This is a genomic window from Krasilnikovia sp. MM14-A1004 (assembly GCF_047159485.1).
In the GTDB taxonomy this organism is placed as follows: domain Bacteria; phylum Actinomycetota; class Actinomycetes; order Mycobacteriales; family Micromonosporaceae; genus Actinoplanes.
In genome coordinates this window covers 2,865,407-2,884,310 of the sequence record NZ_AP038773.1, presented here as the reverse complement: position 1 = coordinate 2,884,310, position 18,904 = coordinate 2,865,407, and the positions used below count along the sequence as shown (strand labels likewise).

Here is an 18,904-nt window from a genome sequence, read left to right as displayed (position 1 = left end):
TCTCAACGGTCCCTTTCGTTGTCGGGCAGGCGCGGTGCGTCCGTGGTGAGCAGGCCGGTGTCGTCCGGCCCGCCCGCGCGGGCGATCGCCACGGCGCAGGCTTTGAAAGCGGGCATCCGCGAGTGCGGATCCAGCGCGGGATCGGTGAGGCCGTTCGCGGCGGAGCTGCCGCCCCAGTGGAACGGCGCGAACACGGTGTCGGGCCGGATGCCGTCGTTGAGCTTGACCCGGAAGAACGCGCGGCCCCGGCGGGTGCGCAGCTCTACCACGTCGCCCGCGCCGATGCCGTGCCGCCGGGCCAGGTCCGGGTGCAGCTCGGCGCGCGGGTCCGGCAGCGCCGTGGTCAGGGCGCGGACCCGGCGGGTCTGGTTGCCGGACTGGTAGTGCTGCATGGTCCGGCCGGTGGTCAGCACGTACGGGTAGTCACGGTCGGGCAGTTCCGCGGGGTCGCGGTGTTCGACGCGGTGGAATCGGGCCCGCCCGTCCGGCGTCGGGAACGACTCGGCGAACAGCCGCGGCGTACCCGGATGGTCCTCGGCCGGGCACGGCCAGAACACGCCCTGCTCGGCCTCGATGCGCTCCCAGGTGATCCCGGCGTAGTCGGCGATGCCGCCCGCGCTGGCGCGGCGCAGCTCCTCGAAGACCGCGCGCTCGTCCGCTGTGAAGTAGCGGCCCCGGCCCAACCGCTCCGCCAGCTCCGCCATGACCTGCAGGTCGGTGCGGACCTCCGGGGGCGGGGGCAGCGCGCGGTGGCGGCGCAGCACGCGACCCTCCAGATTGGTCATCGTGCCCTCCTCCTCCGCCCACTGGGCGGTCGGGAGCACGACGTCGGCGAGGGCGGCGGTCTCGGACAGGAAGATGTCGGAGACGACGAGCAGATCCAGCGCGCGCAGCCGCTCCAGGACCCGGTTGGTGTGCGGGGCGGAGACCGCGATGTTGCTGGCCAGCACGAGCAGGGCGCGCACGCCGCCGTCGGTGCCGAGACGGTCGATCATTTCGTACGCGGAGCGGCCCGGCCCGGGCAGTTCGTCCGGGTCGATGCCCCACACGCGCGCGACGTGCGCGCGGGCGGCCGGATCGTCCAGCTTGCGGTAGCCGGGCAGCTGGTCGGCCTTCTGGCCGTGCTCGCGGCCGCCCTGCCCGTTGCCCTGCCCGGTGATTGTGCCGTAGCCGGAGTTCGGGCGGCCCGGCAGACCCAGCGCCAGGGCCAGATTCAGGTACGCCTGGGCGGTGTCCGTGCCGTTGCTGTGCTGCTCCGCGCCGCGCGCCGTGAGGATCATCGCGGAGTCGGCCCCGGCCAGCGCGCGCACCGTGGCCCGCAGGTCGGCGGCGCTGACCCCGGTCATCCGCTCCACCCGGTCCGGCCAGTACGCGGCCACCGCGGCGCGGACGGAGTCGAAGCCGGTGGTGCGGTCGCGGACATAGTCCTCGTCGACCAGGCCCTCGCGGACCGCGATGTGCAGCATGCCGTTGGCCAGGGCCAGATCCGTGCCCGGCAGCGGCTGCAGGTGCAGGTGGGCGCCCGCCGCGGTCGGGGTGCGGCGCGGGTCGACCACGATGTGTTTCGCGCCCGCCGCCCGGCCCGCGTCCAGGTACTGCATGGACGGCGGCATCGCGTCGGCCGGGTTCGCGCCGACCAGCAGCACCGCCTGCGCCCCGGCCAGGTCCGCGAGGGGGAACGGCAGGCCACGGTCCACGCCGAAGGAGCGGTTGGCAGCGGTGGCCGCCGAGGACATGCAGAACCGGCCGTTGTAGTCGATGGACGCGGACCGCAACGCCACCCGGACGAACTTGCCGAGCGCGTACGCCTTCTCGTTGGTGAGGCCGCCGCCGCCGAACGCGCCGACCGCGTCCGGGCCGTACGTGTCCCGGGCGCGGCGGATCCCCGCGACGATCCGGTCGAGGGCCTCGTCCCAGGTGGCCTCGCGCAGCGGGCTGGTGCGGTCCGCGGGGTTCTTGCGGACCAGGGGGGTGAGCAGCCGGTCCGGGTGGTCGAGCAGATCCGCGGCGGTCCAGCCCTTGGCGCACAGGCCGCCCCGGTTGACCGGGAAGTCCGCGGGGCGCAGCTCCACCCCGCCGAGCCGCGGGCTCAGCGTGATGCCGCACTGCAGCGCGCAGTACGGGCAATGCGTCTCGACGGTGCGTGATGTGCTCACACCGAAATGCTCACGGAGCGCTGTTACCGCCCCGGTCACCGGTCATTTCGCGGCCGTACAGATCTTCCGTCAACCGCACATCGTCGATTGTGAGAACTTCGGGGCGGGCGCGGCCGCGTCGGGCGCGGCTGAGTCGGCGCGGGTTCTTGAAGAGTTCGGGTGCGGAGCTGACCCGAACTCTTCAAGGTCTGCAACGTGGCGCGGGCCGCCGTGCGCTAGAGGCAGCCGACCGGGGCGGCAGCGGGGAACTCGGCGCCGCCGCCCGAGACGGCCGCGTCATATCGGCGCAGAACCAGATCGGCGATGCCGCGCGAGGTCGCCAGCGGGGCGGTGACCACGTCGGCCCCCGCCCGGTGCAGGGTCCGGTGGAACAGCCCGTCCACCAGCAGGTATGTGGCGACCGCGATCCGGCGGGCCCCGGCGGCGCGCAGCCCGGCGACCACCTCCGCCACCCGCGGGCCGCTGCCGGAGGCGTACCCGATCCGGGGGAGGCCGGGCAGCACGCGAGCCACCGCGGCCACGTCCGCGCGCCAGCGGGCATCGGCCGAACCGGCCGCGGCCAGCACCACCGCGTCGGCCGGACCGGCGGCCGCCAGCCTGCGGGCCAGCAGCCCCACCAGCACCGGGTCCGGGCCGAGCGGGGCGGTGACGACCGCGGCGCTGCCCTCGACGGCGGCGGCGATGTCGACGCGTACGTGGTAGCCCGTGGACAGCAGCAGCGGCACGACCACGGCCGGCGCGCCGCCCAGAGCCGCGACAACGTCCGCGACGTGGGGTTCCTGCACGTCCACATACGCCAGCCGCACGTCGAGGCCGGGCCGGCGCAGCGCGACCTCGGCCGCCAGGCGCCGGATCTGGTCCTGCCCGGCGGGCGACCGGGTCCCGTGCGCGACACCCACCAGCACCGTACGCGTCATGAACGACCCCTCTCGCAGGCGGCTTCAGCTGCACTCGCTCATGCTGTGCTGGCCGGGCATGGCCTCGCTGCGCTCGGTGCACTCGCTCATGCTGAGCCAGCCGGGCATGACCTCGCGGCCCTCGCTGCGCTCGGTGCACTCGCTCATGCTGAGCCAACCGGGCATGACCTCGCGGCCCTCGCTGCGCTCGGTGCACTCGCTCATGCTGAGCCAACCGGGCATGACCTCGCGGCCCTCGCTGCGCTCGGTGCACTCGCTCATGCGGGAACCTCGTCGATGCGAAGGCGGTAGCCGCGTTTGATCACGGTCTCGACGTGTTTTCCGGCGCCGAGCGCGGCACGCAGCCGGGCGACCGCCATGTCGACCGCATGCCCGTCGTCACCGCGCGGCAGGGCCGCGGCCAGCCGGGCCCGCGACACCACCGCGCCGGGACGGGCGGCCAGCGCCGACAGCATCGCCATGGCGGCGGGCGCGAGCGGCTGCAGGCGGCCATCGATCAGTACGGCATGCCCGCGCACCTCCAGCAGGCTGCCGTTGACCCGGATCCGGGCGGCGCGCTGGGGCAGCTCGTCCGTGACCATCTTGACCAGGGCACCCAGTCTGGACCGGTGCGGCGTGGACACCGGTACGCCGAGTTTCACCAGCGGCGCGGCGGTGACCGGCCCCACGCAGGCCGCCATGGTCCGGACCCGGAACACGTCCAGGACCTCGGGTGCGGCCGCGCCCGCGATCTCCATCAGCGCCAGCACGGCGGGCGCACTGGTGAACGTCACCGCGTCGATCTGTCCCGCGGTGAGCTGGCCGATGAGGCGGCGGATCGGGGCCAGGTCGGGCGGCAGGGCCGAGCGGTACACCGGCACCTCCACCACGGCCGCCCCGGCGGCACGCAGCGCCGCGATGAACTCCGCCTGCGGGCCGCCGTGCAGCTGCACCGCGATGCGCCGGCCGGCGATGCCCTGCGGGAGCAGCCATTCCAGGATCTCCTCGGAGGACTCCGAGGCCGCGGTCCATTCCTCGGTGAGGTCGGCGGCCCGGATCGCCCCGCACGGCTTGGCGCCCCGGGCGACCAGCCGCGCCCGGCCCAGCGCGGCGCGCAGCGCGTCGCCCATCCCCCAGCCCTCGGCGGCCTCCAGCCAGCCCCGGAAGCCGATGCCGGTGGTGGCGATGACGATGTCGGGCGCGAGACCGACACAGGCGGCGGTCGCGGCGTGCAGCGCCTCGTCGTCCTGCAGCGGCACGATCGTGATGGCGGGGGCCTGCACCACCCGGGCACCCCGGCGTTCCAGCAGGGCGGCCAGCTCGTCGCGCCGACGCTCGGCCGTCACCGCCACCGTGAAACCGGCCAGCGGGGCCGTACCGTCGGGCTCGTCCATGGGCAACAGGCTCCCCAGCGGTCGTTACCCGCCGGAGTAGTACGTGTTACCAACGTGCAAACCACATGTCACCGGGACCATGCTGATGCGGTGATCTCCGCCGGTACAGGGCAGAGCCCCCGGGTATCCACGTTTCGGTCATGACCGGCCGCCCGGCCCGCCGCGGCGTTGAGCGATCCGCCCCGGCGCGTCCGTACCCATCGGCGGCGCCCGATCGGGCGGCAGCGACGATCGGAGGGCACGCCATGCACGCACGGCCCGGCATCCACGACGCCGAATCGCCAGACTGGACGCACGACGCGCCTGCCCTGTCGCGGCCCGCCGACGACGAGCCGACCGAGCCGATCGACGAGCCGACCGAGCCGGAGAACGTCCAGCATCCACCCGCAACCGACGAAGCGCACGCCATGGCGGCCGCCCCGCCGGAGGGACTCGACGGCTTCGCGGAGCCGCACGCGACCCCGGCAGGTGAGCCCGTCGACCGGGACGCGGTCCCGCCTGTGGCGCAGCTGTTGAGCGAGCCCACCGCCGAACTACCGGTCCTGACGCCCCGGATCGGCGCGCGCCGGTGGACGGCCCGCATCGCGATGGGGGCCGTCGCGCTGGCGCTGCTCGGCGGCGCCGTGGCCGCGATCGGGCGCGCGGACAGGCCGGTGCCGTCGGCCGGCACGGCCGCCCCGGCCGGGCGGTGGAGCGGCGGCGATCCCGGCGAGGCGCGGAGCAGCGCGACCGCACCGCTCGACGGGCGCACCACGGCCGGTCTCGACCTGGTCGACGCGGCCACCACGGTCCGCCTGCGCACCGCCGACCTGGGGGGCGACCTGTACCGGGTGAGCACCCCGCCCGGTGCCGGCGTCCTGCCGCGGGTCACCGACGACGGCGGCCGGGTCCGGCTCGCGCTGGATCGCGCGGCGGGCGGCGGCCCCGCCGAACTGGACGTGGCGCTGAGCGCACGCGTGCGGTGGGACCTGCGGGTGGCCGGCGGCACCTCGCTCAGCGTCCTCGACCTGCGGCAGGGCCGGCTCGGCACGGTGGACCTCGCGGGCGGCGCCAGCCAGGTCGACCTGACGCTGCCCCGGCCCGACGGCACCTTGACCGTACGGATGACCGGCGGCGTCAGCCGCTTCGACGTGCACACGGCGGCCCGGGTCCCGATGCGGGTACGCGTCGGCGCGGGCGCGGGTCAGGTGCAGCTGGCCGGGCAGGCACACACCGGGGTGGCCGCGGGCGCCCTGTTCACCGTGGACGGCTATGAGGCGGCGGTCGACCGGATCGACGTGGACGCCGTCGCGGGAGTGTCCGCGCTCACTGTCGCCCCGTACGCGGCGGCGTGACAGCATGACCGCATGGCAGTGGAACAGACCGGCCTCGATCAGGCCGCCCGGCTCGCATGGCGAGCCACCGAGCCCCTGCACGGCCTGATCTACTTCGCGCCCGAGGCACACGAGCGGTACGCGGCCCTGGGCATTCCCGAGCCGATGGGCTACTTCGCGTCGCGGTCCGCCGCGCTCGGACCGGTCGGCCCCGGCCCGGTGGCGGCGGCGTTCTACAACTTCAATCCGGCCCTGATCGCCCGCGCCCTGCCGGCGGCCTGGTCCCGGACCACCCCGGCAGCCGCGGCGGCGGCACGGCTGGCGGCCGCCGACGCCGCCCTGACGCGCGGGCTGGGCGGGGCGGTCCACGGTCCCGAGGTCGCCAAGGCCGCGCAGCTGGCCCGGCGGGCCGCCGAGGCCGCCGCGGCGCACGCGGGCGGCCGGGCGTTGTACGCCGCCCACGCCGAGCTGCCCTGGCCCGACGCGCCGCACACCGTGCTGTGGCACGCGCAGATGCTGCTGCGCGAGTTCCGCGGCGACGGGCACGTGGCGGCGCTGCTGGTGGCCGGGATCAGCGGGCTGGAGGCGCTGGTGCTGCACGCCGCGTCGGGCGAGGTCGAGGAACGCTTCCTGCGGATCAGCCGGGGCTGGAGCCGCGACGAGTGGGCCGGGGCGGTCGCCGTGCTGCGGGACCGGGGCCTGCTGGATCCCGAGGGCGAACCGGGCGCGGCGCCGGCGCTCAGCGAGCAGGGCCGGGCGTTGCGCGCCGGGGTGGAGGCGAGCACCGACCGGCTGGCCGCTCCCGCGTACGCGGGGCTGGGCGAAGCGGGCTGCGCGCGGCTGGCGGAGCTGACCCGGCCGCTGAGCCGCACGATCGTCACGGCCGGAATGCTCAACCCGGAGAACGTCCTCGCCAGGTCCCGCTGAGCGCCACCCGGTGTCGACGCCGCCCGGCGCGGGCTGCCGCCCGGCGCCCGGAGTGGATCAGAGGCGGGCGGCGTCCAAGGCGGACTGCAGGGACTGGCGGTAGCCGTCGCTGGTCACCGTTGCCCCGGAGACGGTGTCGATGTCGGCGCTCTGCGCGGACATCGTCGCCTGCCGCAGCGCGGGCAGCGCGTAGGCGTTGATCTCCTCGTCGCGGTGGTTGCCGCTCGGGTAGGTCGGCACGGCCACATCGGTGATCTTGCCGCCGGACACCGAGATGGTGACCTGGATCGGCCCCCACCGGGTCTGCACCACGGAACCCGAGTAGGTCTTGTTCCCGGAGGTCACCGCATCGCCCTGCCCGGAACCGGACGAGCCGGAGCCGGTCGAGCCGGAACCGGACGAGCTGGAACCGGACGAGCCGGAGCCGGAGCCGGAGCCGGACGTGTCGGAGCCGGAGGCGGAGTCCGGGGTGGCGCTGTCGGTCGCGCCCGTAGCGCCCTGGTTTCCGCTGGTGGCGCCGTCGGTGCCACTGCCCTCGGGAGCCGCGGCCACCAGGGCGGTTCCGCCGCCCGCGCCCGCGGTGCTGGTGCGGTAGCTGAACAACAGCACCAGGGCGGCGACGGTCGAGAAGAGCCACAAGGTGATGCGTCGCACGTTTTCCTCCGGTTACCAGGCGAACTGTTCGGTGTGGATGCGGTCGGCGGGGACGCCCGCGGCGCGGGCCGCGGCCCGCACGGCGTCGGTCCACGGGTCGGGGCCGCAGACGTATACGTGGTGGCGGTCGATGTCGGCGGCGATCTGCCGCAGGGCCGCGACGTCGGTGTGCTCGGCGTACCGGGCGGGCAGCCAGGACGGCCGCGCGGCGCGCGGGCCGAGCAGGAACACCAGCCGTACGCCACGGTGCGCGGCGAGCCACTCCAGCTCGGTGCGGAACGCCAGGTCGGCCTCGCCGCGGGCGCGGTACACCAGGGTGGCCTCGCCGGCCCGGTACGGCAGTTCCCACAGCAACGCCAGCAGCGGGGTGATCCCGACCCCGCAGGCGAACATCGTCACCGGTCCACCGGTGTACGACTCGCCGGTCAGCTTTCCGTACGGGCCCTCGACGAGCACGCGGACGCCGGGTCGCAGGGCGGCCACCCGGGCGCTGCCGTCGCCGAGGTCCTTGACCGTGATCCGCAGGCTATCCGGCCGCGGCGGCGCGGACAGCGAGTACGGGTGCGCCCGCGACCAGCCCGGCCCGTCCAGGAACCGCCACTGCAGGAACTGCCCGGCACGCACCGGCAGCCGGTCGAGGTGACGTCCGCGCAGGTAGACCGAGGTCAAGCCGGGACCCTCGGTGACCACGTGGCTGACCTCGATCCGGTGCCGCCAGCTGCGCCATGCGGGCAGGCCGAGGCGGTAGATCAGGACGGCACCGGCGCACAGCGCGTACAGGGTCCACCAGTAGGCGCGGGCGGGGGCCGAGCCGACGAAGTCGGCGCCGGTCCACAGCTGGTGCGGCAGGGCGAGACCCACGCCGAGGTAGGCGTACAGATGAAGCAGGTGCCAGGACTCGTAGCGCAGCCGGCGCCGCGCGGCGCGCACAGAGGTCACCACGACCATGATCAGCAGCCCGGTCGCGGCGCCCGCCAGGAGCATCCCCGGATACGTCACCAGCAGGTCCCAGAACTGGGCGAACGCGTTGGCGTGCACCGGACCCGCGTACCCGAGGGTGATCAGCACGATGTGGGCGAGCATCAGGTGGAACGAGGTGAACCCGGTCCACCGGTGCCAGCGCGCCAGCCGGTCCTGCCCGAACGCCCGCTCGACCAGCGGGATCCGCGCCAGCAGCAGGACCTGCAGCAGCATCAGGTCGGCGGCCCACAGCCCGGCCAGCCGGCCCAGCGCGGCCACCGCCTCCCAGCCGCCGCCGGCGACCTGCTGCACGGCCCCGTTGCGGACCCACAACGCGGTCACCACCAGCAGGCTCAGCCCGGCGCCCAGGCCACCCAGGTCGGCCCACCACCGGGGGGCCGGCGCCGGGCCGCGCACGGTCTGCGGCGGTGCGGTCATCGGTACGGCTGTCGTAGTCACCCAGCTAGCGTCGGTCGCCCGGTTGTCCCGGGGTTAGGTGCAGGCTGTGGGTTCCCTGTGCGCCGGTCGATCATGAATCCCGGCGCGCTGCGGCTGGGCGTTGTCGTACCGCTGTGCCAGGGTGATGCGGTGACCGACCGACCGTTGCTCGCCGTCGACGCGCCCAGCCTGTACTTCCGCGCTTTCCACGGCATCCCGGAGTCCGCCGCGCGCACCGCGGCGGGTGAGCCCGTCAACGCGATCCGCGGGTTCCTCGACATGCTGGCCCAGCTGGTGCGCACCCGGCGGCCCGGGCGCGTGGTGTGCGCGCTCGACGCGGACTGGCGCCCGGCGTGGCGGGTCGCGCTGGTCCCGTCGTACAAGCGGCACCGGGTGGCGCACGGCGACGTGGAGGAGGTGCCGGCGTCGCTGGAGCGGCAGATTCCGGTGCTGCTGGAGGTCCTGGAAGCGGTGGGCATCCCGGCGTTCGGGGTGTCCGGCTACGAGGCCGACGACGTGCTGGGCACGCTCGCCGCCACCCAGCCCGCCCCGGTCGAGGTCGTCTCCGGCGACCGGGACCTGTTCCAGCTGGTCGACGACGCCCGCGGGGTCCGGCTGCTCTACTGCGGCCGGGGCGTCGCCAAGCTGGAGGACAGCGACGACGCCGCGGTCGCCGCCAAGTACGGCGTCCCCGCCCGCTGGTACGCGGACTTCGCCGCCCTGCGCGGTGATCCCAGCGACGGCCTGCCCGGCGTGCCGGGCGTCGGGGAGAAGACCGCGGCCCGGCTCGTGACCCGCTACGGCGGGGTTCCGGAGATCCTCGCCGCCCTGGACGATCCGGCGGCGGGTTTCGCTCCCGGCCTGCGCACCAAGCTGGTCGGCGCCCGCGACTACCTGGCGGCCGCACTGCCGGTGTGCCGGGTGGCGCGGGATGTCGAACTGCCCGATTTCGAGCCGGCGCTACCGACCGCTCCGGTCGCTCCGGAGGCTCTGCTCACGCTGGCCGAGCGGTGGAACCTGGCGGGCTCGGCCCGCCGTCTGGTGGACGCCCTCGCCGGCTGAGCGGCCGGGCCCGGATCGAACATCTTCGCCGGCTGAGCCCTCCCGGGGCACGGGCCGGATACTTCGCTGGCCGAGCCGCGCGGACCCGGATCGGATGCTGCCGGTGGCCGAGCCGCCCGGGCCCGGGTCGGACGTGACCCGGACCCCGGTCGGACCCCACCAGGCCCGGATCAAACGTTGACGAGCTCCCGGCAGACCAGGGCGGGGCCACGAACCGCGAGGTCGTGACGGTCCCGGGCGAGGTGCAGGCTCTCGACGACCTCGTACGGGTCGATCTCGGTGTCGCCGTCGACGTCGACGATGCCGATCCACGCGCCGGTGGAGGCGGTGAAGCCCGCGTGCAGGGCGGCACCCTTGTCCTGGATGTCGCGGCTCGCGATGAGCCGGGTGTGGGGCAGCTCCTCGAGGGTGGCGACGGTGCCGTCGATGCAGCCCGCCGACACGGCGATGACCTCGAAGGTGATGTTCTGTGCGTGCAGCACTTCGGTCAGCCGCTGCACGGTCTGGCGCAGCGCGACACCGGGCTTGTGGAACGGGATGATCACGGTGAAGTCGACAGCGCTCGGGCCGGTGGCCGGGACGACGACGGGCGGGGCGGCGATGAGGTTCGCAACGGTGGTGGTCATGCCATTCACGTTCGGCCCTGAAGCTCAATGCGACCTCAGGCGCCCATAAACACCTGCGCAAAGGTCCGGGTACCCGGACTGCTACCGGCGGACGCCCGACTTTGCAACAATGGCTTTTATGGTGAATTCGGCGCAAAAAGGAAGTAAAACGCACATCTCGCGCCGGGTCGCGGTGGGCTGTGCCGTGGCCGCGTGCGCCGCCGCCCTGACCGGTCCCCCACCGGCCGGTGCCGCCACCGCGCCGGCCGCGGACACCCGACTGGCCCCGGGCACTGCGCAGGCACCGGACACCGCGCAGGCACCGAACACCGCGCAGGCACCGAACACCCGGCCGAACATCCTGATCCTGCTCATGGACGACGCGCGCACCGGCATGACCTGGGTGATGCCCAAGGCCACCGCGTGGATGACCGACGGCGGCACCTACTTCCCGAGCGCGGTGGTGACCACCCCGTCCTGCTGCCCGAGCCGCTCCTCGATCCTGTCCGGCCGGTACGCGCACAACACCCGGGTCACCCAGCAGTCCGGCATCGGCAACTACGACCACGCCAAGACGCTGCAGCACGACCTCAAGGCGGCCGGCTACCGCACCGCCGCGGTCGGCAAGATCTTCAACGACTGGAACATCCGCACCCGGCCGCCGTACTTCGACAACTTCGCCCTCGGGGCGGGCTACAACGACGCCCAGTTCATCGTCGACGGCAGGGACACCCGGGCGCCGTACGGCACCACCTTCATCGGTGAGCAGGTCAACCGGTACCTCGACGCGTACGAGAAGACCGACGCGACGCCGTGGTTCATCTACGCCGGGTTCACCGCGCCGCACGCGCCGTTCACCCCCGAACCGAAGTACGCCACGATCGCGTACCCGTGGTCGGGCAATCCGGCGGTCGCCGAGACGGACCGCTCCGACAAGCCCGCGTACGTGCGCAACTTCAACCAGACGCTGCAGCAGGGCGCGGCGACGCGCGAGGCGATGCTGCGCACCCTGCGCTCTGTCGACGACACGGTGGACGCGATCCACCGGCATCTCGACGCGCTCGGCGAGAGCAACACCCTGGTGTTCCTGCTCTCCGACAACGGCAAGTTCTTCAGCGAGCACAAGCTGCTGGAGAAGTTCATGCCGTACCTGCAGGCCGAGCAGGTGCCGTTCTACATGCGCTGGCCCGGCCACCTGCCGGCGGCGCGCGACGACCGGCTGGCCGCCAACATCGACCTGACCCCGACGGCCCTGGCCGCCGCCGGGCTCACCCCGAGCTACTCCTACGACGGGCGCAACCTGCTGGCCGCCGGGGGCCGCGACCGGCTGCTGTTCGAGTACTGGCGCGACCCGGCCAACGGCGCGGGCATCCCCAGCTGGGCGGCGACGCATGTGGCCGGTCGGTACCAGTACACAGAGATCTACCGCGACGACGGCACCGTGCTCGACCGGGAGTACTACAACCTCGCCACCGACCCGTGGCAGCTCACCAACCTGTTCCGCGACGGCAACCCGGGCAACGATCCCGCGATCGCACCCCTGGCCGCCGCGCTGGCCACCCAGCGCACCTGCACGGGCCGCGCCTGCCCGTGACCGGCGTCACTGCCAGAGCGCGGCCGGGGACTCGGCGTCGGGCACCAGCATGGAGGGCTGCCCGGTCCCGTCGGCCGGCACGGCCCACACGTCGGCCGCGCGGGTGCCGCGGCGGACCGCGTACATGACGGTGTGGTCGTCGAACCAGGCGGCCTGGTCGTCGACGCTGCGCGTCTCCGCCAGCGGGGTTCGCGCCAGCGTCGCCAGGTCGAGCACGGTCAGCCGCCATCCCCGTGCCGGATCGCCCCCACGGGCCTGCTTGAACACCACCCGGGTGCCGTCCGGCGACAGCGAGGGGCACTCCACGTTCGTGGCGAGGGTGCGCACCGTACGCGCGGACAGGTCGCCCGCGACCAGGTAGCGCCGCCCGGCGGTGGACATGGTGGCGTAGAAGTGCCCGTCGTCGGCGAACGTGACCCCCCAGAAGTTCACGTCCGCCGACCGGTACGCCCGCCCGTCCCGGATGATCGTGAAGTCCTCCAGGGTGTCCACTGTGGCGCCGGTGGCCGTGTCCAGCATGCCGACGCGGGTCGAGAACCGGCCGCCGTTGTAGCCGTCGCCGGCCACGAAGACGGTCCACGCCAGCCAGTGCCCGCTGCGGGCGACGCGCGCCCGGTTCGGCACGCCGACCAGCGGATACTCCGACCGTACGCGGAGCCGGGCGTCGAGGACCGCGAGCTGGTAGGTGGCCAGCGGCCCGTCCGGGCGCAGGCATTCCACGGTGCCCGCCGCCGCGTACACGCGGTCGCAGGAGACCCCCGAGACGCGTCGCGGGCCGGCCGGCGCGGCGCGGTCGACGGTCGCGATCCGGCCGTAGCTGCCGGCGGCCGTGCTGCGCACGAGCAGCCGGTCCCCCGGCCCGGCGTCCACCGGCACCCCGGCCGCCGCGGGACCTGCCGCGTGGCGGCCGGCCACAATCGTGTACGCCGCGGCGCCTCCCAGCAGCACCACGGACAGCGCCACCGCGGTCAGCACCCGCGTCCGGGCCGTGGCGAGTCGCCGCAGCGCGGGGTGCACGGGCTCCCCCGCGGGCGTCACCGGCGGGGCTTCCGCGCGAACAGCAGGGCGGCGGACGCACTCAAGGTGACCGCGGCCGCCGCGGCGGTCACCCGGATCGCGCCTGTCGCGCCCCAGTACTGCCAGGCCACCCCGAACGCCACCGACGAGACGAGATAGGCCAGCGCCTGACCGGACTGCACCAGCGCGAGCCCGGTGGTGCGCAGCTCGCCCGGCAGCAGCGGGCCCGCGACCGCCATGAGGACGCCGTCCGTCGCGGCGTAGAAGGCGCCGTAGAGGACGAGGACCAGGATCAGGCCGGGCAGGCCGGTCCACGGCGCGGCCAGGAGCAGGTACACGGCCAGCAGCGCGGCGTACCCGGACAGCAGGATCCGGCGCCTGCCGACCCGGTCGGCGAGGGCGCCCAGCGGCGCCGCCAGCACGAGGTACGCGAGGCTGGTGCCGACGGCCAGCAGCGGGAACCAGCCGACCGCGAGGCCCGTACGGCGCTGGAGCAGCAGGTAGACGAAGCCGTCGCCGATCGTGCTCAGGCCGAGCAGGGTGGCGCCGAGCAGCACCGGCCGCAGCGGTCCCCGCCGCAGCAGCGCGACGGCCGCGCGGGGGTGGACGGCGGCGGGGCTCGGGCGCGGGCCCCGGTGTTCGCGCACCAGCAGGACCAGCAGGACGACACCGACCGCGGCGAAGCAGGCGCTGGCCACGAACACCGCGTCGAACGCCTGGCCGGACGCGGCGAGGACACCGAGCGCGACCAGCGGACCGGCGAACGCACCGGCACTGTCCATGGTCCGGTGCACACCGAACGCCCGGCCCAGGTCGGGTGCCGGGGTGGCGAGCGTGATCAGGGCGTCGCGGGGTGCGGTGCGCAGGCCCTTGCCGGCCCGGTCGGCGACGGTCGCGGCGCCGAGGCCGGCCAGGGACGGCCCGGCGGCCAGCAGTCCCAGTTTGGCGACCGCGGACAGGCCGTACCCGAGCGTGGCGAGCAGTTTGCGGCGGCGCGCCCGATCGGCCAGGTAGCCGCCGACGGGGCGCAGCAGTGCGGTCGCCCCGGTGTAGAGGCCGTCGATCAGGCCGTACCCGGCGGGGCTCAGGTGCAGGACGGTCACGAGGTACAGCGGCAGGACGGCGGTCACCATCTCGCTGGAGACGTCGGTGACCAGGCTGACCGCGCCGAGCGCCAGCACGGTGGGCGCGACGCGTCTGGTCCGGTCGACCACCCCGGTGGGGCGGTCGACCGTCGCGAGGTACACGTCAGTTCCAGATGTCGGTGACGGGTGTGACCCCGGCGGCGCCGCCCAGCGCGGGCAGGCCGTACGCGGCCTCGATGGTGCGCAGCACCGAGTAGTGGGTGATCTTGCCGCTGTACGAGCCGGGGGTGACGTGGGCGCCCACGAAGGTGGTGTGGATGCGGTTCAGCGCCAGGTAGTTGTCCTCGTCGAAGGTGACGATGAGCAGGCTGTTGTGGGTCTTGGCCCACTGGGCGTACCCGTCGAGGTTGCGCCGCAGCCACCCGTCGCCGGTCGCGATCGAGCAGTCGTGCATGTCGTTGCACATGTCGGGGGTCACGAAGGCCACCGTGGGCAGTGTGCTGTAGTCGGCCGGGAAGGCGGCGAAGGTGCGGTTGGCGGCGGCCGGGACGTTCGTGAAGTCCACCCAGCTGTTGTGCTTGCGCCGGTACGTGCCGCTGTCGCAGCCGGTGTAGCCGTCGGACGGCATCGCCTCGGAGTATCCGGTGAAGCTGCGTCCCGCGCCGATGAGCTGGGCGCCCAGGTTCGCGCCGGTGAACGACTTCGGGCAGTCGTCGTTGGTGACGCCCTGGGTGGAGCCGGAGAACAGGGCGATGTAGTTGGGCTGGCTCGGGTGGGTGATCGCGTACGACTGGGTGAACGCGGCACCCTGGGCGGCCAGCGAGGTGAAGTAGGGTGCGCTGGACGCGGTGATCTGGGACGCCGACTTGTTCTCGAACATCACCAGGACGATGTGGTCGAAGGCCGGCACGGCGGTGGCCGCACGGGCCTGCGGGGACGCCGCGCTCAGGCCGACGCCGACGAGTACCGTGGCCGCGATCGCGGCCCCGATTCGCTGTACGGACATGCGCGCAGCGTGTGCGGCGCCCCCGACGTCAGCCTGAACACATTGTTACGAACGTCTATACGTCATGTAAATAATAGATGAACGTCTATCTATTGTCCGACGTCCCCGCCCGCGTCGCCACGCCGCCGGTACACGACGACCGCACCCGCCGCGACGACGACCGCGACGACCAGCACGGGCCAGATCCACCACATCGGGGCGCTGCCCCCCTTGTCGGCGTCGACGGACGACGCCGTCACGCCCGTCGGCACCTCGGCCCCACTCGACGCGGAGGCCACGGGCGCCGGGGCGCTGCTGGCCGACGCCGGGGCGGCGGGGGTCTGGCTGGTCGCGGCCGTCTTGGACGCGGGCTGCAGGGTCAGCAGCGGCGCGGGGTTCTCCGGCTCCGCCTCGCCCGGCTCCTGGATCTCGATCCACCGGTCGACGGTGCCGTCGCTGTAGCTCTCCAGGGTCTTGAACGACAGCCGGGTCTCGCCGTCCGGCAGCTTGGCGACCTTGACCTTCCACTCGGCGTCCTTGCCCACCGGCAGGGCCTTGCCGCCGACGGTGAACCCGTCCGGGTTCGCCGTGTACTTCCACCCGCTCGGCGCCTTGACCAGCGACACGTCGGCCGGCGCGATGCCCTCGGGGAGCACCACCCGTTCACTGACGATCCCGGCCTTTGTCGATTCCGCCTCGCCGGTGAAGGTGAGGGTCACGTCGGTGGCGCCCGCCTGCTTCTTGTCGGCGCTGACCTCCACGTGGGCGAGCGCCGGACCGGCCACCCCCAGCACGGCGACACCTGCCATGGCACAAACCGTCATCAACCGGAACCTGCTGCGCACCCCTGACCCGCCTTCTCCAGATCCTGGCGGCCCCACTGCCGGAACCACCGATCACACAGTCGGCACCGTACGCCGGAAAGTTCCCGCGAGTTTGCTCACCGCCGGAAAGATCACCGGACGAATCGCGGGCGAACTCGGGCGACCTCAGGCCGGCAGGGCCAGCGCGGCGATCTCGTCGGCGCAGCCCCAGGACAGCGTCATCCCGGCACCGCCGTGACCGTACGCGTGCACCACCGTCCCCAGCGGACGGCGCTGCGCCGCCACCCGCGGGCCGCCGCGCCGGGCCGGGCGCAGGCCGACCCGCTCCCCCACGACCCGTGCGCCGGCCAGTTGCGGCACGAGCGCGACGCAGCGGGCCAGGATCGCCTCGCTGACCGCCGGGTCGGGCCGGGTGTCCCACTCGTCGACGTCCCACGTGCCACCGAGGACCACGTCGTGGGCGCGCGGGTGCACGTAGGTGCCCGGGTCACCCGCGGCGCGTACCGAGGTGTCCAGTCCGGGGTTGGCGACCAGGACGACCTGGCCGCGTGCCGGGTGCAGGGCCGGGTCGCCGCACAGCCGGGCGGCGCCCAGGCCCGTCGCGTTGACCACCACCGGCGCCTCGACCAGGCCCTCGTCGAGGTGCCGCACGCCGCGCCGGACGATCCGGCCCCCGGCGGCCACGAAGCGTTCCACCAGCCACGGCAGGTAGCTGCGCATGTCGGCCAGCGGTGCCACGAACCGGATCTCGCGCGTCCACGGTGGCGGCGCCGGCGCGTACGTCACCGTCCCGGCGGCGGGCGCCCACCACGGTGGACCGGTGTCCGGGCCGCATTCCAGGTTGCGGGTGGCGCGCAGCATCACCCCCGGCACCCCGGCGGCGGCCTGCCGGCGAAATTCCGTGTACGTGGCGGTGGCCCAGGCCAGCACGCGCGGGCCGCCCACGATGTGGGTCGGATACCAGACGGCCGCGGCGACCGCGGAGGTGGTGGCCGCGGGGTCGTCGGGCGACCAGAGGGCGACCGTGGCGCCGCGTTCGCGCAGCCGTACCGCTGCCGTCAGCCCGATGATGCCGCCGCCCAGCACGATGACGTCCGCCATCCGCCCATGCTGCCGTATCCCGGTCACGGGTGGGCAACCGTTGTCGCCTAACCGGCGCGGCCGAGCAGTTCGAGGGTGCGATGGTCCGGCGCGCCGTCGTAGAAGCGATCCAGTACGGCCTGGAAGAGGTGCGGGTCGTCGGCCGCCTGCGCGAACAGGGTCATCGACGAGCGCAGCTTCAGGTCGTCGGGGTAGCCGAGGATCTGGTTCGCGGAGCGTCCCTCGACGGCCAGCAGGGCGCGGGCGCACTCGGCCAGCCGCGGGCCCAGCACGGGATCGGCCAGGTACGCGCGGGCCTCGTCGAGTGAGGAGATCGCGTACCGCTGCGCGGTCGGGCTGGTGCCCAGCCCGGCCAGTTGGGGGAAGACGAACCACATCCAGTGGCTCCGCTTGCTGCCGGCCCGCAGCTCGGCCAGCGCCCGGGCGTACACATCGTGTTGGGCGGCCGTGAAGCGCGCCAGGTCATGCCTCACACCGGGTGAGACTACGGTGCCGGCCGGGGTGCGATGTGCGGCATGGCGAAACGCCGCAGGTCGCGGGTGAGGCCGGTGAGCGGCCGGATGGCCAGGATGCAGGTGTCGTCCTCCGGGTTGGGCCGGCGGAACCGGTCGAACAGCTCGATCAGCGGATGGGTGGAGGAGGCCGCCACGGCCTCGTCCACAGTGGCGATCACGTCCTGCAGGCCCTCGTCGAGGCTGCGCTGCCGGTCCTCGATCAGCCCGTCGGTGTAGAACAGCAGCATGTCGCCGTAGTCCAGCTCCAGCGTGGCGTTGACATAGCGGGCGTCCTCGACCACACCGAGCACCGGGCCGGGCGGGCGCTCCAGCGCGGCGGCCCGGTTGGCGTGGCTGAACACCGGCGGCGGATGCCCGGCCTGCGCCCAGGTGAGCACCCGGCGCTGCGGCTCGTAGCGGGCGATGACCGCGGTCGCGGAGATCTCCGGGTTCTCCCGCTCCAGATCGCAGGTGAGCCGGTTCAGGTGTCCGAGCAGGTGCGCCGGGTCCGTAGTGGTCACGGCCAGCGCGCGCAGCGCGTGCCGCAACTGGGCCATGAACGTGGCCGCGGGGGTGCCGTGCCCGGCGACGTCGCCGACCGCCAGCAGCACCGAGCCGTCGGGCAGCGCGGCCGCGTGGTACCAGTCGCCGCCGACCCGGCTCTGCTGACCCGCCGGCAGGTAGCGCACCGCGACCCGCAGGCCGGGCAGCTCGATCGGACCCTCCGGAATGGGCAGGATGATGTGCTGCAGCCGGGCGGCCATCTCGTGCTCGGCGGCCAGGTCGCGGCGATGCTCGGCGAGTTCGCGTTCCATCTGGGCCAGGCGCAGCTCGGCGGTGACGGACCGCTCGGGCGCGTCGTGGCGTAGCCACGTCATCAACAGCCCGTCGCCGAGACGGTGCACCCGCACCGAGTACCGGCCGCCGGTGTGGTCGAACGGGCCGACCGTGGCCGCCTCACCACTGTCGAGGACGTGCTGGTAGACCGGCCACCGGTCGCTGGTCAGGGTCTGCGGGGAGGACCGGGCGGCGCGCGCGCCGACGAGCTGGGCACCCTGGCGCCCGCTCGGGCCGACCGCCTCGGGGGTGGCCGCGGCGACGACCAGGTCCACCAGACGGCCCGAGCGGTCGCGGACCGGCGCGAGGAACGCGGCGGCGCCCGGAATGGCGTCGAGCACCTGTTGGACCGTGGCCAGCCACGGCTCACGGCGGCGCACCGCGGCGACGCCGACGGCCGCCCGTTCGAAGCTCGCGCGGGGCGGCTCCGCGGCCGGGTGCCAGCCGGCGGGCCGGGTGTCCGCCGGCCCCGCGTACGTGTGAGCGCCTCTCATGCCCCTCCCGCCTCGGTGGTATCGGCTTATTTCCTACGCCTGTGCGGACCGCGCCGACATCCCCCTTT

18 protein-coding genes are annotated in these 18,904 nt (G+C 74.1%); 4 read left to right on the top strand and 14 right to left on the bottom strand.

Features of this window, described 5'->3' with window-relative positions:
• Positions 1–2: 2 nt before the first annotated feature.
• The 4 genes from ACMCNN_RS13110 to ACMCNN_RS13095 form a co-directional block, all read right to left on the bottom strand.
• Positions 3–2,156 carry a molybdopterin oxidoreductase family protein gene (locus ACMCNN_RS13110; RefSeq protein ID WP_412746471.1) on the bottom strand — a complete coding sequence of 718 codons (2,154 nt, stop codon included), beginning with the start codon at positions 2,154–2,156 and terminating at the stop codon, positions 3–5.
• Between the two features lie 215 nt (positions 2,157–2,371).
• Positions 2,372–3,073: a sirohydrochlorin chelatase gene (locus ACMCNN_RS13105; protein ID WP_412746470.1), complete on the bottom strand. Its 702-nt coding sequence runs from the start codon at positions 3,071–3,073 to the stop codon at positions 2,372–2,374.
• A 24-nt stretch (positions 3,074–3,097) separates the two neighbouring features.
• Positions 3,098–3,334, bottom strand: coding sequence for a hypothetical protein (locus ACMCNN_RS13100; protein ID WP_412746469.1), 237 nt, complete (start codon positions 3,332–3,334; stop codon positions 3,098–3,100).
• Positions 3,331–4,446 carry a uroporphyrinogen-III synthase gene (locus ACMCNN_RS13095; RefSeq protein WP_412746468.1) on the bottom strand — a complete coding sequence of 372 codons (1,116 nt, stop codon included), beginning with the start codon at positions 4,444–4,446 and terminating at the stop codon, positions 3,331–3,333. The genes ACMCNN_RS13100 and ACMCNN_RS13095 overlap by 4 nt, the downstream gene beginning before the upstream one ends.
• A gap of 245 nt (positions 4,447–4,691) precedes the next feature.
• Between ACMCNN_RS13095 and ACMCNN_RS13090 the strand changes: the two genes are divergently transcribed.
• Both ACMCNN_RS13090 and ACMCNN_RS13085 read left to right on the top strand, forming a co-directional pair.
• Positions 4,692–5,780, top strand: coding sequence for a hypothetical protein (locus ACMCNN_RS13090; protein ID WP_412746467.1), 1,089 nt, complete (start codon positions 4,692–4,694; stop codon positions 5,778–5,780).
• 12 nt (positions 5,781–5,792) lie between these two features.
• Entirely contained in the window at positions 5,793–6,686 is an 894-nt protein-coding gene (locus ACMCNN_RS13085) for an SCO6745 family protein (RefSeq protein WP_412746466.1), read from the top strand.
• 57 nt (positions 6,687–6,743) lie between these two features.
• On the opposite strand, the gene ACMCNN_RS13080 is transcribed toward ACMCNN_RS13085, so the two are convergent.
• Together ACMCNN_RS13080 and ACMCNN_RS13075 are read right to left on the bottom strand one after the other, a co-directional pair.
• Positions 6,744–7,340 (bottom strand): FMN-binding protein, encoded by a 597-nt coding sequence (locus tag ACMCNN_RS13080; RefSeq protein ID WP_412746465.1) that lies wholly within the window; start codon positions 7,338–7,340, stop codon positions 6,744–6,746.
• 12 nt (positions 7,341–7,352) lie between these two features.
• Positions 7,353–8,759 (bottom strand): ferric reductase-like transmembrane domain-containing protein, encoded by a 1,407-nt coding sequence (locus ACMCNN_RS13075; RefSeq protein ID WP_412746464.1) that lies wholly within the window; start codon positions 8,757–8,759, stop codon positions 7,353–7,355.
• Positions 8,760–8,888: 129 nt separating this feature from the next.
• On the opposite strand from ACMCNN_RS13075, the gene ACMCNN_RS13070 reads away from it, so the two are divergent.
• Positions 8,889–9,800, top strand: coding sequence for a 5'-3' exonuclease (locus tag ACMCNN_RS13070; protein WP_412746463.1), 912 nt, complete (start codon positions 8,889–8,891; stop codon positions 9,798–9,800).
• A 170-nt stretch (positions 9,801–9,970) separates the two neighbouring features.
• On the opposite strand, the gene ACMCNN_RS13065 is transcribed toward ACMCNN_RS13070, so the two are convergent.
• A complete protein-coding gene (locus ACMCNN_RS13065) occupies positions 9,971–10,426 on the bottom strand; it encodes a glycosyltransferase (RefSeq protein ID WP_412746462.1) in 456 nt (151 codons plus the stop codon).
• Positions 10,427–10,610: 184 nt separating this feature from the next.
• On the opposite strand from ACMCNN_RS13065, the gene ACMCNN_RS13060 reads away from it, so the two are divergent.
• Positions 10,611–11,999: a sulfatase-like hydrolase/transferase gene (locus ACMCNN_RS13060; RefSeq protein ID WP_412746461.1), complete on the top strand. Its 1,389-nt coding sequence runs from the start codon at positions 10,611–10,613 to the stop codon at positions 11,997–11,999.
• A gap of 6 nt (positions 12,000–12,005) precedes the next feature.
• On the opposite strand, the gene ACMCNN_RS13055 is transcribed toward ACMCNN_RS13060, so the two are convergent.
• The 7 genes from ACMCNN_RS13055 to ACMCNN_RS13025 form a co-directional block, all read right to left on the bottom strand.
• Positions 12,006–13,037: a TolB family protein gene (locus ACMCNN_RS13055; RefSeq protein ID WP_412746460.1), complete on the bottom strand. Its 1,032-nt coding sequence runs from the start codon at positions 13,035–13,037 to the stop codon at positions 12,006–12,008.
• Complete coding sequence (locus tag ACMCNN_RS13050; RefSeq protein WP_412746459.1) at positions 13,034–14,263, bottom strand: MFS transporter; 1,230 nt, start codon at positions 14,261–14,263, stop codon at positions 13,034–13,036. The genes ACMCNN_RS13055 and ACMCNN_RS13050 overlap by 4 nt, the downstream gene beginning before the upstream one ends.
• A 1-nt stretch (position 14,264) precedes the next feature.
• Positions 14,265–15,107, bottom strand: a complete 843-nt coding sequence (locus tag ACMCNN_RS13045) for an alkaline phosphatase family protein (RefSeq protein WP_412746458.1) — start codon at positions 15,105–15,107, stop codon at positions 14,265–14,267.
• A gap of 89 nt (positions 15,108–15,196) precedes the next feature.
• Positions 15,197–15,895 carry a DUF1775 domain-containing protein gene (locus tag ACMCNN_RS13040; protein ID WP_412746457.1) on the bottom strand — a complete coding sequence of 233 codons (699 nt, stop codon included), beginning with the start codon at positions 15,893–15,895 and terminating at the stop codon, positions 15,197–15,199.
• Positions 15,896–16,075: 180 nt separating this feature from the next.
• Positions 16,076–17,011 (bottom strand): FAD-dependent oxidoreductase, encoded by a 936-nt coding sequence (locus tag ACMCNN_RS13035; RefSeq protein WP_412746456.1) that lies wholly within the window; start codon positions 17,009–17,011, stop codon positions 16,076–16,078.
• 47 nt (positions 17,012–17,058) lie between these two features.
• On the bottom strand, positions 17,059–17,484 hold the full coding sequence (locus ACMCNN_RS13030) for a DUF1810 domain-containing protein (RefSeq protein ID WP_412746455.1): 426 nt from the start codon (positions 17,482–17,484) through the stop codon (positions 17,059–17,061).
• An 11-nt stretch (positions 17,485–17,495) separates the two neighbouring features.
• Positions 17,496–18,836 (bottom strand): PP2C family protein-serine/threonine phosphatase, encoded by a 1,341-nt coding sequence (locus ACMCNN_RS13025; protein WP_412746454.1) that lies wholly within the window; start codon positions 18,834–18,836, stop codon positions 17,496–17,498.
• Between the last annotated feature and the right edge of the window lie 68 nt (positions 18,837–18,904).

Bases quoted from the DNA above. Each gene is read 5' to 3' on its own strand.
- ACMCNN_RS13090 (WP_412746467.1), top strand. From the start codon at position 4,692: ATGCACGCACGGCCCGGCATCCACGACGCCGAATCGCCAGACTGGACG.
- ACMCNN_RS13065 (WP_412746462.1), bottom strand. From the start codon at position 10,426: ATGACCACCACCGTTGCGAACCTCATCGCCGCCCCGCCCGTCGTCGTC.
- ACMCNN_RS13085 (WP_412746466.1), top strand. From the start codon at position 5,793: ATGGCAGTGGAACAGACCGGCCTCGATCAGGCCGCCCGGCTCGCATGG.
- ACMCNN_RS13045 (WP_412746458.1), bottom strand. From the start codon at position 15,107: ATGTCCGTACAGCGAATCGGGGCCGCGATCGCGGCCACGGTACTCGTC.
- ACMCNN_RS13100 (WP_412746469.1), bottom strand. From the start codon at position 3,334: ATGAGCGAGTGCACCGAGCGCAGCGAGGGCCGCGAGGTCATGCCCGGT.
- ACMCNN_RS13035 (WP_412746456.1), bottom strand. From the start codon at position 17,011: ATGGCGGACGTCATCGTGCTGGGCGGCGGCATCATCGGGCTGACGGCA.
- ACMCNN_RS13025 (WP_412746454.1), bottom strand. From the start codon at position 18,836: ATGAGAGGCGCTCACACGTACGCGGGGCCGGCGGACACCCGGCCCGCC.
- ACMCNN_RS13095 (WP_412746468.1), bottom strand. From the start codon at position 4,446: ATGGACGAGCCCGACGGTACGGCCCCGCTGGCCGGTTTCACGGTGGCG.
- ACMCNN_RS13105 (WP_412746470.1), bottom strand. From the start codon at position 3,073: ATGACGCGTACGGTGCTGGTGGGTGTCGCGCACGGGACCCGGTCGCCC.
- ACMCNN_RS13040 (WP_412746457.1), bottom strand. From the start codon at position 15,895: ATGGCAGGTGTCGCCGTGCTGGGGGTGGCCGGTCCGGCGCTCGCCCAC.